Source organism: Azospirillum oleiclasticum (assembly GCF_013423485.1).
Lineage (GTDB): Bacteria > Pseudomonadota > Alphaproteobacteria > Azospirillales > Azospirillaceae > Azospirillum > Azospirillum oleiclasticum.
In genome coordinates, this window is sequence record NZ_JABFFR010000036.1 from 97,718 (window position 1) to 111,028 (window position 13,311).

Below are 13,311 nucleotides of genomic sequence, written 5' to 3' on the forward strand. Positions count from 1 at the left end.
TCCCGCCTCAGAGGTCCGGAGCCAGCGGCACGTCGACCTCGCCGGTGATGTGCTTCACCGGGCCCTTGGCGTTCGGGCGGATGTCGAAGTCGAAGATTTCCGTCGGCAGGAACAGGGTGGCGCAGGCGTTGGGGATGTCGACCACCCCGCTGATGTGGCCCTGCACCGGGGCCGTGCCGAGGATGGCGTAGGCCTGGGCGCCGGAATAGCCGAACTTCTTCAGATACTCGATGGCGTTCAGGCAGGCTTGGCGGTAGGCGACGTGCACGTCCAGGTAATGCTGCGTTCCCGCCTCGTCCACCGAGATGCCCTCGAAGATCAGGTAGTCGTTGTAGGTCGGGACGATCGGGCTGGGCTTGAAGATCGGGTTGCGGATGCCGTACTTCGCCACGCCGTCCTTGATCAGGTCGACCTTCATGTGCACCCATCCCGCCATCTCGATGGCGCCGCAGAAGGTGATCTCGCCGTCGCCCTGGCTGAAGTGCAGGTCGCCCAGCGACAGCCCGCCGCCCTTCACATAGACCGGGAAATAGATGCGCGAACCGCGCGACAGGTCCTTGATGTCGCAATTGCCGCCATGTTCGCGCGGCGGCACGGTGCGCGCACCCTCGGCCGCCGCCTTGTCGCGCGCCTCGCCCTTCAGCCGGCCCATGTGGGCGGTCGGCGCGAAGGGCGGGTTGGCGAGCGGCGGCACCCGCTCCGGGTTGGTGTCGATCAGCGCCTGCTCGCGCGCGTTCCATTTGGCGAGCAGGTCGTGCGACGGCAGGCAGCCGATCAGGCCGGGATGGACCAGCCCGGCGAACTTCACCCCCGGCACATGGCGGGAGTGGGTGTAGACTCCGGAGATGTCCCAGATCGACTTCTGCGCCAGCGGGAAATGGTCGGTCAGGAAGCCGCCGCCGTTCTTCTTGGAGAAGAAGCCGTTGAAGCCCCAGGTCATCGAGGGGAAGGCGCCGATGTCGAGCAGGTCCACCACCAGCAGGTCGCCCGGCTCCGCCCCCTCGACTCCGATCGGGCCGCTGAGGAAATGCACCTGGCTGAGATCGACGTCGCGCACGTCGGCGGCGTTGTCGTCGTTCTTGATCTGCCCGCCGGTCCAGTCGTAGCACTCGACGATGAAATCGTCGCCCGGCTTCACCGTCGCCACCATCGGCACGTCCGGGTGCCAGCGGTTGTGGATCATGTCGTTCTTGTAGGGAGTCTCCGACAGGTCGATCTTGATCAGGGTCTCGGCCACGATGCTCTCCTTTTGCGTTTCGTTCGTCGTTGTCGGGTTGCGGGGGGGACGGTCAGGCCGCGCGCAGCGCGTCGGCGGACACGCCCGCGGGGAAGGGATTGGGCTCGATCAGGTCGGGGGTCTCGTGGACCACGTCGAACTGGCCGTCGGCGCGGGCCCGGCCGATGCGGGTCTTGCTCCACAGGTGATGGTTGTCGTGGATGCGGACGAAGCCGGTGGGGGCGGTGGGGAACTCCACGCCGGGCGAGGCGGCGACCAGACGGTCGATGTCGAAGCTGCCGGCCTTTTCCACCGTCCGCTTCCACAGCCAGGGGCCCAGATAGGCGTTGTGGCTGACGTTGCCGATCACGCTGTCCTCGCCCCACATGGCCTTGAAGGCGGCGACGAAGGCGCGGTTGTCGGCGCTGTCGATGCTCTGGAAATACTTGCAGCAGGAGAAGGCGCCGGCGATGTGCTCGCCGCCGATGCCCAGCGCCTCGTCCTCGCCCACCGAGTTGGTCAGCACGATCTGCTGGTCGAGCCCGACGCCGGCGGCCTTGAGCTGCTTGTAGAAGGCGACGTTGGAGCCGCCCACCACGATGGCGTAGATCACATCCGGCTTCGCCGCCTTGATGCGGGCGACGACGCCGGCGAAGCGGGTGTCGCCCAGCTCCACATACTGCTCGCCCACCACGCGGCCGCCCTTGGACTCGATGTGCTGGCGGGCGATGGCGTTGGAGGCGCGCGGCCAGACGTAGTCGGAGCCGATCAGGAAGAAGGTCTTCGCCCGCTTCTCCCGCATCACCCAGTCGAGCCCGGCGAAGATCTGCTGGGTCGCCTCCTCGCCGGTGTAGATGACCTGCCGCGACTGCTCCAGCCCCTCGTACTGGGTGGGGTAGTAGAGCAGGCCGTTGTGCGTCTCGAACACCGGCAGCACGGCCTTGCGCGACGCCGATGTCCAGCAGCCGAACACCGCGGCCACGCGGTCGCGCCCCAGCAGCGTGTCGGCGCGGGCGGCGAAGGTGGGCCAGTCGCTGGCGCCATCCGCCTGCACCACGTCGATGCGCCGGCCGAGCACGCCGCCGCTGTCGTTGATCTGCTGGATCGCCAGCAGCTCCGCCTGCACCGAGCCGGCCTCGCTGATCGCCATGGTGCCGGTGTCGGAATGCAGGATGCCGACGGTCACCGTGTCGTCGGTGACGGCGAGGCCGCGGGTGTTGACCAGCGCCGTCGCGGGGCCGCGCGGGATGGCGGGGCCGGCCCCTGGCCTGCCGATGGTCAGCCCGTTGCCGGTGCGCCGCCGGCGCAGGGCGGATTGCAGGCTGACCTCCGACAGGAAGCCGTCGACCTCGCGGGTCAGTTGCTCGATGTGGCCGGCCACCGTTCCGGCGACGCTGAGCACCTGCCCCGCCGCAGTGCCGGCGCTGCCGGTGGCGTCCGTCATGTCGGCGAGGCTGCGCGCCATGCTGGCGGCACCGGCCGACGCCGTCCGCACGTTCTCGGCGATGGCGCCGGTGACGCCGCCCTGCTCGCGGACGGAGCCGGCGATGCCGGTGGCGATGTCGCTGATGCGGCCGATGGTCTGGGCGATGCCGCGGATCGCCTCCACCGCCTCCGCGGTTGCGGTCTGGATGGCGGAGACCTGGGCGGCGATCTCCTCGGTCGCCTTGCTGGTCTGGTTGGCCAGCGTCTTGACCTCGCTCGCCACCACGGCGAAGCCCTTGCCGGCCTCGCCCGCCCTGGCCGCCTCGATGGTGGCGTTGAGCGCCAGCAGGTTGGTCTGGCCGGCGATGCCCTGGATCAGTGTGACCACCTCGCCGATCTTCTGGGCGCCGTCGGCCAGCCCCTTGACCACGCTGTCGGTGCGTTGGGCGTCCTGCACCGCCTGCCCGGCGATCTCGGCGGAGCCGGCGACCTGGCGTCCGATGTCGGCGATCGAGGCGGACAGCTGTTCGGCCGAGACCGCCACCGTCCGCACGCTGGCGGAGGTCTCGCCCGACGCGGTCGCCGCGGTGCCGGACAGCCGGCTGCAGACCTCCGCCGTACCGGCCATGTTGCGGGCGGTGTCGGTCATCTCCGACGCCGCCACCGTCAGGGCGTGGGTGAGCTGCCCGACCCGGCTCTCGAAATCCCGGGTCAGGCTTTCCAGCCGGCGGGCGCGCTCCTCCATGGTGGTGCGTTCGGTGTCGCGCCCGGCACTGCGGGCGGCGTCCGCCGCCGCCTCGTCGCGCAGGCGGCGCAGGACGGTGGCGACCGCGTCCAGCTCGGCGAGGCCGGAGGGCACCGGCGCGGCGTCCATGGCCAGGGCGGTGAGGCCCCCGGCCAGCCGGCCGCCCAGCGTGCCGATGATCGCGGGCACGCCGACACCGATCGCGGCGAGCAGCAGCAGCCCCAGCGTCGACGCCGTGCCGGGTCCGCTGAGCGAGAGAAGGCAGGCCGCCGCCGCTGCCGCGAGCAGCGGGGTGGCGACGGACACCAGTGTGGTGAGATGGGCGATCCGCATCGGGCCGCGTCCTCCTTTTGGGGGAACCGGGGGTCAGACCGACAGCAGGCGGGCGACCTTGGCCTCGTCCACCCGGTCGCGGCTGTCCTCGTGAACGATCTCGCCGTTCTCCATGACCAGCACGCGGTCGGCGATGTCGAGCGCGAAGCTCAGCACCTGCTCCGACACGATGATGCTGAGCCCGCGCTCGTCACGGATGCGGCGGAGCGTGCGGGCCATCTCGCGGATGATGGAGGGCTGGATGCCCTCCGTCGGTTCGTCGAGCAGCAGCACCTTGGGCCGGCTCGCCAGCGCGCGGGCGATGGCGAGCTGCTGCTGCTGGCCGCCCGACAGGTTGCCGCCGCGCCGGCCGCGCATCTCCAGCAGCACCGGGAACAGCTCGTAGATGTCGGGCGGCACCTGCCGTTCGCCGCGCACGGTCAGGCCGGTCTCGATGTTCTCCCGGACCGTCATGGCCGGGAAGACCATGCGGCCCTGCGGCACGTAGGCGACACCCTTCGCCACGCGCTCGTAGCTCTTCAGCCCCGTCAGCTCGTCGCCGCCGATGCGGATGGCGCCGGAGCGCGACGGCACGATGCCCATCAGGGACTTCATCAGCGTGGTCTTGCCCATGCCGTTGCGCCCCATGATGGCGACGATCTCGCCGGGTGCCGTGGTGAAGGTCAGGCCGTGCAGGACCTCGCTCTGCCCGTAGGCGACGCGCAGGTCGGTGACCGACAGCATGCGATCCTCCTCGTGATCCGGTGGGGTGATCGGGTGGGCGGCTCAGTGGCCGAGATAGACTTCGACGACCTTCGGGTCGTTCTTGACCCGCTCCATCGAGCCTTCGGACAGGATCTTCCCCTGGTGGAGGACGGTGACCTTGTGGGCGATGTCCTCGACGAACTTCATGTCGTGCTCGATCACGATCACCGAGCGGTCGGCGATGATGCGGTTGAGCAGCTCGGCGGTCTTGACCCGCTCGTTCACGCTCATGCCCGCCACCGGCTCGTCCAGCATCAGGAGCTGCGGGTCCTGGATCAGCAGCATGCCGATCTCCAGCCACTGTTTCTGGCCGTGGCTGAGATATTCGGCCCGCTGCTCCAGATGGTCGGCGAGGAAGATCATCTCGGCGATCTCGTGGATGCGCTCGCGCACCGCGGCGTCGCGCTTGAAGGCCAGCGCCCCCCAAACCGAACGGCCACGGGGGTAGGAGATCTCCAGATTCTCGAACACCGTCAGGTCGTCGTAGATGGACGGGTTCTGGAACTTGCGGCCCACCCCGGCGTGCACGATCTGGTGTTCGCGCATCGCGGTCAGCTCCTTGCCGCGGAACTTGACCGAGCCGCCGGACGCCTTCGTGCGCCCGCAGATCAGGTCGAGCACCGTGGTCTTGCCCGCCCCGTTGGGGCCGATGATCACGCGGATCTCGTTCTCGTCCACATAGAAGGAGAGATCGTCCACCGCCTTGAAGCCGTCGAAGGACACGGTCAGCCCCTCCACCGACAGCAGGAAATCGGTCGCGTTGGTCATGGGTTGAGCCCTCCTCACTCGGCCGCCATGCGGGTGGGGCCGGGAACCGGCGGCAGGCCGCGCCCCCGCAGCCGGTCCAGCCGCGGCACCACATGGGTCTGGAAGAGGCCGGCGAGCCCGTTGGGGAAGGCCATGACGACGCCGATGAAGAGCGCACCCATGGCGAACAGCCACAGCTCCGGGAAGCTTTCGGAGAAGCTGGTCTTGGCCCAGTTGACCAGCAGCGTGCCGTAGACCGCTCCCAGCAGCGACAGCCGGCCGCCGACCGCGCAGTAGATCACCAGCTCGATGGACGGCACGATGCCGACGAAGGACGGCGACATGAACCCCACCTGCAGCGTGAACATCGCCCCGCCGACCCCGGCCAGCGCCGCCGCCAGGCAGAAGACGAAGGTCTTGAAGTTCGCCACGTCGTAGCCGGAGAAGCGGACCCGGTCCTCCTTGTCGCGCAGCGCCACCAGGATGCGGCCGAGCTTGGAGCGGCGCACGGCCAGGCAGAGCAGGATGCAGCCCAGCAGCAGGGCGGCGTTGACGAAGTAGAGAACCAGCTTCGCCTCGTCGGTGCGGATGTCCCAGCCCTTCAGCGTGCGCAGGTCGGTGATGCCGTTGATGCCGCCGGTGTAGCCCTGCTGGCCGACGATCAGGATGGTCAGGATGGCGGCGATGGCCTGGGTGATGATGGCGAAATACACGCCCCCCACCCGGCGCTTGAACATCGCCACCCCGATCACGAAGGCCAGCGCCGACGGCACCAGCACCACCGCCGCCAGGGAGAAGGTCAGGCTGTGGAACGGCTCCCAGAACCACGGCAGGGATGTCAGCTGGTTCCAGTCCATGAAGTCCGGGATGCCGGGGGTGGACTGGATCTTCGTGGCCTCGGGGTTGGACGCCTCCAACTTCAGGAACATCGCCATGCAGTAGCCGCCGAGCCCGAAGAAGATGCCCTGGCCCAGGCTGAGGATGCCGGCACTGCCCCAGCACAGCACCAGCCCGACCGCGACGAAGGCGTAGGTCAGGTATTTGCCCACCAGATTGAGCCGGAAAACGTCGAGCGACAGCGGCAGCACCAGCAGGACGAGGAGGGCGAGGACGCCCACGCCCAGCAGCTCGCCGCGGGTGCCGGTAAGGAATGAGCGGGTCATGGCGGCTCCCTCAGCGACGGACCTTGAGGACGAAGAGACCCTGCGGGCGCAGCATCAGGATGCCGACCACCGTCAGCAGCGTGAGCACCTTGGCCATGGAGCCGCTCAGGAAGAACTCCATGGTCGATTGCGCCTGCGAGATGGTGAAGGCCGACGCGATGGTGCCGATCAGGCTCTGCGCGCCGCCGAAGACGACCACCAGGAAGGTGTCGACGATGTAGAGCTGGCCCGAGGTCGGGCCGGTCGAGCCGACCATGGTGAAGGCGCTGCCCGCCACCCCGGCGATGCCGCAGCCCAGCCCGAAGGTGTAGCGGTCGACCTTCTCGGTGTTGATGCCGACGGCCCCGGCCATCACCCGGTTCTGCATCACCGCCCGCACCCCCCGGCCCCAGCGGGCGCGGAACAGCACCGCATAGACCACCGCGCTGATCGTCATGGTCAGCGCCATGACGAACAGGCCGTTGATCGGCACCTCGATGGTGTCGGTCAGGCTGAGCGAGCCCATCAGCCAGTCCGGCAGGGTCACGCCCACCTCGCGCGCGCCGAAGGTGGAGCGGAAGATCTGTTGCATGATCAGGCTGAGGCCCCAGGTCGCCAGCAGCGTGTCGAGCGGCCGGCGGTAGAGGAAGCGGATCAGCGACCATTCCACCAGCATGCCCAGCGACCCGCTGGCGACGAAGGCCAGCGCCATGGCGATGAAGAAATAGCCGGGGAACAGCCAGGGCGCGTGCTCGCCGACCAGATGCGAGCAGACGAAGGTGACGTAGGCGCCGAGGATCATGAACTCCCCGTGCGCCATGTTGATGACGCCCATCTGCCCGAAGATGATCGCGAGGCCGAGCGCCATCAGGACGAAGACCGAGAAGAGGATGAGGCCGGCGAATCCCTGCATCGCAAAGATCGAGCCGAGCTCGCTGAGGCTGTAGCCGTCGAACATGGAGCCCTCCGCGGCGGGTGGTGCGTTGTGGGCGGGGGATTGGTCGCATTCGGCCCCACCCCGGCCCTCCCCCATCTTCGACGGGGGAGGGCCGGGGTGGGGGCCGGCCGCGGCAACGCCGCTTACTGGTAGCCCTTCGGGAAGGGATCCGGCTCCATCAGCTCGGCGGTCTCGTGGATCACGTCGAACTGGCCGTCGGCCTTGGCGAGGCCGATGCGGGTCTTGCTCCACAGGTGGTGGTTCTCGTGGATGCGCACGTAACCTTCCGGCGCGCCCTTGAACTCGATGCCCGGCGAGGCCGCCGCCACCTTGTCGATGTCGAAGCTGCCGGCCTTCTCGACGGTGAGCTTCCACAGCCAGGGGCCGAGATAGGCGGCCTGCGTCACGTCGCCGATGACGCTGTCGGCCCCCCACATCTTCTTGAAGGCCTCGACGAAGGCCTTGTTGTTGGGGTTGTCGAGCGACTGGAAATACTTCATGCAGGCGTAGGCGCCGGCGATGTTCTCGCCGCCGATGCCCAGCATCTCGTCCTCGGTGACGGAGATGGTCATCAGCGTCTGCTTCTTCAGGTCGATGCCGGCCGCCTTGAGCTGCTTGTAGAAGGCGACGTTCGAGCCGCCCACCACGATGGCGTAGATCACATCCGGCTTGGTCAGCTTGATCTTGTTGATGACCGAGTTGAACTGGGTGTGGCCGAGCGGGAAGTATTCCTCGCCGGCGACCTTGAACCCGTTCTTCTCGATGTGCTTGCGCGCGATCTTGTTGGAGGTGCGCGGCCAGATGTAGTCGGAGCCGATCAGGTAGAACGACTTGGCGCCCTTCTCCTTGAACACCCAGTCCAGCCCGGCCAGGATTTGCTGGGTGGCCTCCTGCCCGGTGTAGATGACGTTCTTCGACTGCTCCAGCCCCTCGTAGAAGGTGGGGTAGTAGAGCATGCCGTTGTACTGCTCGAACACCGGCAGCACCGCCTTGCGCGAGGCGGACGTCCAGCAGCCGAACACGGCCGCCACCTTGTCGTTGACCAGCAGCTTGCGCGACTTCTCGGCGAAGGTGGGCCAGTCGCTGGCGCCGTCCTCCTGGATGAACTCGATCTTGCGGCCGAGCACGCCGCCCATCTCGTTGATCTGCTGGATCGCCAGCTTCTCCGCCTCGACCGAGCCGGTCTCGCTGATCGACATGGTGCCGGTGACGGAATGCAGGATGCCGACCTTGACCGTGCTGTCGGTGACGGCAAGGCCGGTGGTGTTGATGGCGGCGGTCGCCGGGGCCTGGGCGAAGGCCAGGCGCGGCATCATCGCGGCGGCGGGGAGTGCCGCCATGCCGAGGAGCAGCTTGCGACGCAGCGCGTCGTGCGAATCCTTGCGGATATCGTCCGAGGACATGAACCCTCCTGAATTTTTGGCGATTGGGGGAAGCGGTCGGCTTCGCGAATTCGCGGTGTCGGGGGGATCGTCCGGCCGATGTGTGCGTCGCAGCAATACGCACAATGACGTATATGAAACATCGCTCGACGCGCTCATCCTTCCGCCCATAAGATAAGAACCGTGCCCCAGAAAGATTGGGGCAGCCAACTCTTGCACGATGCGTCCGTGCCGGTGCGGACGTTCGACTTTGCGAGTGCGCAATACAATGGCAGACGGTGGGACGGGGTTCGGGGACTTGAATCAGCAGGCGTCCGTCAATGCGGCGCCGCAAAAAATCGTGCCGGTACGACGCACCTACAACCGGTGGGTGGCGAACCAGACGCTGGAGGACTACGCGCTCCGCTTCACCGCCAAGGGCGCGCGGCGCTGGTCGCCGCTGCGGGTGGCGAACACGGCGCTGGGCTCCATCTCCTTCCTGGCGCTGGAGGCGATCGGCGCCGCCATCACGCTGGGTTACGGCGCCACCAACGCCATCTACGCCATCCTCGCCGTCGGCGCGTTGATCTTCGCCGCCGGCCTGCCGATCAGCTACTACGCCGCCCGCTACGGGGTGGACATCGACCTGCTCACGCGCGGCGCCGGGTTCGGCTACATCGGCTCCACCATCACCTCGCTGATCTACGCGTCCTTCACCTTCATCTTCTTCGCGCTGGAGGCGGTGATCCTCGCCATGGCGCTGGAGATGCTGACGGGGCTGCCGCTGTGGCTCGGCTACATCGTCGGATCGCTGGTGGCGATCCCGCTGGTGACGCACGGCATCACCGGGATCAGCCGTTTCCAGCTGTGGACGCAGCCGCTGTGGCTGGTGCTGCACGTCGCCCCCTTCCTGTTCGTGGCGGTGCAGGATCCGGGATCCTTCTCGCGCTGGCTGGACCACGCCGGGCCGGACCCGGAACGCGGCCACGGCTTCGACCTGATGATGTTCGGCGCCGCCGCGTCGGTCGTCTTCTCGCTGGTGGCGCAGATCGGGGAACAGGTGGATTTCCTGCGCTTCCTGCCGCCGCCGGCGAGAAAGGGGCGCCGGGGGCGGCTCGCCTGGTGGACAGCGCTTATGGCGGCGGGTCCCGGCTGGATATTGTTGGGAGTGGTGAAGCTGCTGGCCGGGTCCTTCCTGGTGGTCTTCGCGCTGGGCCACGGGGTGCCGGCGGATCAGGCGGCGGAACCGACGCGGATGTATTTGGCCGCCTTCGAGCAGTTCGTCGCCCACCCGCAGGTCGCCCTGGTGCTGACCGCGCTGTTCGTCATCGTCTCGCAGATGAAGATCAACGTGACCAACGCCTACGCCGGCTCGATCGCGTGGTCGAACTTCTTCTCGCGGCTGACCCACAGCCATCCGGGGCGGGTGGTGTGGCTGGTGTTCAACGTCGCCATCGCGCTGCTGCTGATGGAGATGGGGATCTACCACGCCATCGAGCAGATCCTGGGGCTCTACTCCAACATCGCGGTGGCCTGGGTGGGGGCGCTGGTCGCCGACCTCGTGGTCAACAAGCCGCTGGGCCTCAGCCCGCCGCACATCGAGTTCAAGCGCGCCCACCTCTACGACATCAACCCGGTGGGCGTGGGGGCGATGCTGATCGCCTCGGTGCTGTCGGTGGCCGCCTTCTCCGGCCTGTTCGGGGCGGTGGCGCAGGTTCTGTCGCCCTTCATCGCGCTCGCCGTCGCCTTCGTGACCGCCCCGCTGATCGCCTGGGCGACCGGCGGGCGCCACTACATCGCGCGCCGCTCGCCCCCGGCGGCGGGGCCGGCGCGCTGCCGGGTGTGCGAGCTGGTGTTCGAGCCGGAGGACATGGCGCAATGCCCGGCCTATGGCGGGGCGATCTGCTCGCTGTGCTGCTCGCTCGACGCCCGCTGCCACGACCTGTGCAAGACCGGCGCGCGCTTCCCCGAGCAGGTGCTGGCCGCTCTGGGGGCGGTGGCGCCGCAGCGGGTGGTGGTGCGGCTGAACTCCCGGCTCGGCCATTACATCGCGCTGGTGCTGGCGATGGGGGCGGTCACGGGTGTGGTGCTGTGGCTGGTGTTCCAGCAGACGGTGGCCGGCATCGGGCTGGAGCGGGCGGTGGTCAGCGCCATCCTGTGGAAGGTGTTCCTGGTGCTGGTCCTGATCATCGGCGTCGCCGCTTGGCTGTTCGTGCTGGCGCAGGAGAGCCGGCGCGTGGCGGAGGAGGAGTCGCGCCGCCAGACCGAGCTTCTGGTGCGCGAGATCGAGGCGCACGAGCGCACCGACGCCCAGCTCCAGCGCGCCAAGGAGGCGGCGGAGGCGGCCAACCTCGCCAAGAGCCGCTACGTGGTCGGCATCAGCCACGAACTGCGCGCGCCGCTGAACGCCATCTTCGGCTACGCCCAGCTCCTGGAGCGCGACCCGACCATCCCCGACCACCGGCAGAACGCGGTGCGGGTGATCCGCCGCAGCGTGGAGCATCTGTCCGGCCTGATCGACGGGCTGCTCGACATCTCCAAGATCGAGGCGGGGCGGCTCCAGCTCCACCGGGAGGAGGTGCGCATCCACGCCTTCCTCGCCCAGATCATGGACATGTTCCGGCTGCAGGCGGAAGCCAAGGGCATCGCCTTCCGCTTCGAGCCGCCGGACGGGCTGCCGGCGGTGGTCCACACCGACGAGAGCCGGCTGCGGCAGATCCTCATCAACCTGCTGTCCAACGCCATCAAGTTCACCGACCGCGGCCATGTGGCGGTGCGCGTGCGCTACCGTGGGCAGGTGGCGGAGGTGGAGATCGAGGACAGCGGGGCCGGCATCCCCAAGGAGGATCTGCCCCGCATCTTCGACCCCTTCGTGCGTTCGCGCGGCACCGGCCGCCCCGACGTGCCGGGCATGGGCCTCGGCCTCACCATCACCAAGCTGCTGGTGGAGGTGATGGGGGGCGGCATCTCGGTCACCAGCGAGGTCGGGCGCGGCAGCGTCTTCCGCGTGAAGATCCTGCTGTCGGAGGTGATGGCGCCCCGCCGCGTCCTCCCCAGCGGCGGGCGCATCACCGGTTACGAGGGGCCGCGGCTGACCGTGCTGGTGGCCGACGACGACGCCACCCACCGCGACCTCGTTGCCCAGTTCCTGACGCCGCTCGGCTTCACCGTGCTGGCGGCGGAGGATGGCGAGCGCTGCCTGGAGATGGCGGCGGAGACCCGGCCCGACCTCGTGCTGCTCGACATCACCATGCCCCGCCGCAACGGGTGGGAGGTGGCGCGCGCGCTGCGTGCCGCCGGCTCCACCGCCGGCATCGTCATGGTGTCGGCGAACGCCGGCGAGATGCGGCCGGGCGGGCAGCCGGGCGACGACCACGACGCCTTCGCCTGCAAGCCGCTGGACGTGTCACGCCTGCTCACGCTGGTGCACGACGTGACCGGCGTCGTCTGGGTGCGCGAGGCCGACGCCCCGTCCGCCCCCCCGTCGCCCTCCTCCGCCCTGTCGGCGGGCGCCTTCCACCCCGACCATGTGCCGCCGCCCCACCAGCTCGACGACCTGATGGAACTGGGGCGCATCGGCTATGTGCGCGGCATCCAGGCGAAGCTGGAAGAGCTGGCGCATCTCCACCCCGAAGCCGGAACCTTCATCGACCTCTTGAGGCAACATGTCCGCGATTTCGCCCTCAACCGCTTCATGGCCACGCTGGAGGCCCACCGCCGTCATGACGGATGACCGGACATCGCGCGAAACCGTGCTGGTCGTGGACGACAGCCCCGACACGCTGAGCTTCCTGACCGACGCGCTGGAGGAGGCCGGGGCCACCGTGCTGGTGGCGATGGACGGCCCCAGCGCCCTGTCGCTGCTGGAGCGGCTGACGCCCGACGTGGTGCTGATGGACGCGGTGATGCCGGGGATGGACGGGTTCGAGACCTGCCGCCGGCTGAAAGCCAGCAAGACGCTGGCCCACGTCCCGGTGATCTTTATGACCGGCCTCAGCGAGACCGAGCACATCGTCAAGGGCTTCGCCGCCGGCGGCGTCGATTACCTCACCAAGCCGATCATCGCGGAGGAGCTGTTCGCCCGCATGCGGGTGCATCTGGTGAACGCCCGCATCGCCCAGGGCGCCCAGGCGGCGCTGGACGCCACCGGCCGCTTCCTGCTCTCGGTCGATCTCGACGGCCGCATCCTGTGGTGCACGCCGCAGGCGGGGCGGCTGCTGGGCGACCCCGGCGGCCCGGACGAGGGCGGCTTCCGGCTGCCGCCGGCCCTGCTGGACTGGCTGGTGAAGCGGGTGGAGGGGCCGGCCGGTGCGGTGCCGGAGCGCATGTCCCTGTCCTCGCCCACCGGCGGCCCGCCCTTCCAGGTCGGCGTGGTCAGCCGCATCGGCTCGCAGGAAGTGCTGCTGCGGCTGGTCGAGGGACAGCCGAGCGGCGAGGAGCAGGCCATCCGCCAGCGCCTGAACCTGACGGCGCGCGAGGCGGAGGTGCTGCTGTGGATCGCCCGCGGCAAGGCCAACCGCGACATCGGCCAGATCCTCGGTCTCAGCCCGCGCACCGTGAACAAGCACCTGGAGCAGATCTACGCCAAGCTCGGCGTGGAGAACCGCACCGCCGCCGCGGCGCTCGCCCTGCGGACGCTGGAGGGCGGGTGACGCGTCATC

At 68.8% G+C, this 13,311-nt stretch carries 9 protein-coding genes; 2 read left to right on the forward strand and 7 right to left on the reverse strand.

The window, feature by feature from the left end; translation table 11 throughout:
* Window positions 1–7 precede the first annotated feature (7 nt).
* The 7 genes from fmdA to urtA (HL658_RS29330) form a co-directional block, all read right to left on the reverse strand.
* Complete coding sequence (fmdA, locus tag HL658_RS29300; RefSeq protein ID WP_180285926.1) at window positions 8–1,237, reverse strand: formamidase; 1,230 nt, start codon at window positions 1,235–1,237, stop codon at window positions 8–10.
* Window positions 1,238–1,289: 52 nt separating this feature from the next.
* Window positions 1,290–3,719 carry an urea ABC transporter substrate-binding protein gene (gene urtA, locus HL658_RS38265; RefSeq protein ID WP_180285927.1) on the reverse strand — a complete coding sequence of 810 codons (2,430 nt, stop codon included), beginning with the start codon at window positions 3,717–3,719 and terminating at the stop codon, window positions 1,290–1,292.
* 33 nt (window positions 3,720–3,752) lie between these two features.
* A complete protein-coding gene (gene urtE / locus HL658_RS29310) occupies window positions 3,753–4,442 on the reverse strand; it encodes an urea ABC transporter ATP-binding subunit UrtE (protein ID WP_180285928.1) in 690 nt (229 codons plus the stop codon).
* Between the two features lie 42 nt (window positions 4,443–4,484).
* Window positions 4,485–5,231, reverse strand: a complete 747-nt coding sequence (gene urtD / locus HL658_RS29315; protein ID WP_180285929.1) for an urea ABC transporter ATP-binding protein UrtD — start codon at window positions 5,229–5,231, stop codon at window positions 4,485–4,487.
* A gap of 14 nt (window positions 5,232–5,245) precedes the next feature.
* Window positions 5,246–6,373, reverse strand: a complete 1,128-nt coding sequence (gene urtC / locus HL658_RS29320) for an urea ABC transporter permease subunit UrtC (RefSeq protein ID WP_180285930.1) — start codon at window positions 6,371–6,373, stop codon at window positions 5,246–5,248.
* Between the two features lie 10 nt (window positions 6,374–6,383).
* Entirely contained in the window at window positions 6,384–7,310 is a 927-nt protein-coding gene (gene urtB, locus HL658_RS29325) for an urea ABC transporter permease subunit UrtB (RefSeq protein ID WP_180285931.1), read from the reverse strand.
* Window positions 7,311–7,432: 122 nt separating this feature from the next.
* Window positions 7,433–8,692 (reverse strand): urea ABC transporter substrate-binding protein, encoded by a 1,260-nt coding sequence (gene urtA / locus HL658_RS29330; protein ID WP_180285932.1) that lies wholly within the window; start codon window positions 8,690–8,692, stop codon window positions 7,433–7,435.
* A 319-nt stretch (window positions 8,693–9,011) separates the two neighbouring features.
* Between urtA (HL658_RS29330) and HL658_RS29335 the strand changes: the two genes are divergently transcribed.
* Window positions 9,012–12,383, forward strand: a complete 3,372-nt coding sequence (locus HL658_RS29335) for a hybrid sensor histidine kinase/response regulator (RefSeq protein WP_343055383.1) — start codon at window positions 9,012–9,014, stop codon at window positions 12,381–12,383.
* Entirely contained in the window at window positions 12,373–13,302 is a 930-nt protein-coding gene (locus HL658_RS29340; protein ID WP_180285934.1) for a response regulator transcription factor, read from the forward strand. The genes HL658_RS29335 and HL658_RS29340 overlap by 11 nt, the downstream gene beginning before the upstream one ends.
* The last annotated feature ends 9 nt before the right edge of the window (window positions 13,303–13,311 follow it).

What these genes read in the sequence shown, in the direction of transcription:
- urtC (WP_180285930.1), bottom strand. Translation starts at nt 6,373, where the DNA reads ATGACCCGCTCATTCCTTACCGGCACCCGCGGCGAGCTGCTGGGCGTG.
- urtD (WP_180285929.1), bottom strand. Translation starts at nt 5,231, where the DNA reads ATGACCAACGCGACCGATTTCCTGCTGTCGGTGGAGGGGCTGACCGTG.
- urtB (WP_180285931.1), bottom strand. Translation starts at nt 7,310, where the DNA reads ATGTTCGACGGCTACAGCCTCAGCGAGCTCGGCTCGATCTTTGCGATG.
- urtA (WP_180285927.1), bottom strand. Translation starts at nt 3,719, where the DNA reads ATGCGGATCGCCCATCTCACCACACTGGTGTCCGTCGCCACCCCGCTG.
- urtA (WP_180285932.1), bottom strand. Translation starts at nt 8,692, where the DNA reads ATGTCCTCGGACGATATCCGCAAGGATTCGCACGACGCGCTGCGTCGC.
- urtE (WP_180285928.1), bottom strand. Translation starts at nt 4,442, where the DNA reads ATGCTGTCGGTCACCGACCTGCGCGTCGCCTACGGGCAGAGCGAGGTC.
- HL658_RS29340 (WP_180285934.1), top strand. Translation starts at nt 12,373, where the DNA reads ATGACGGATGACCGGACATCGCGCGAAACCGTGCTGGTCGTGGACGAC.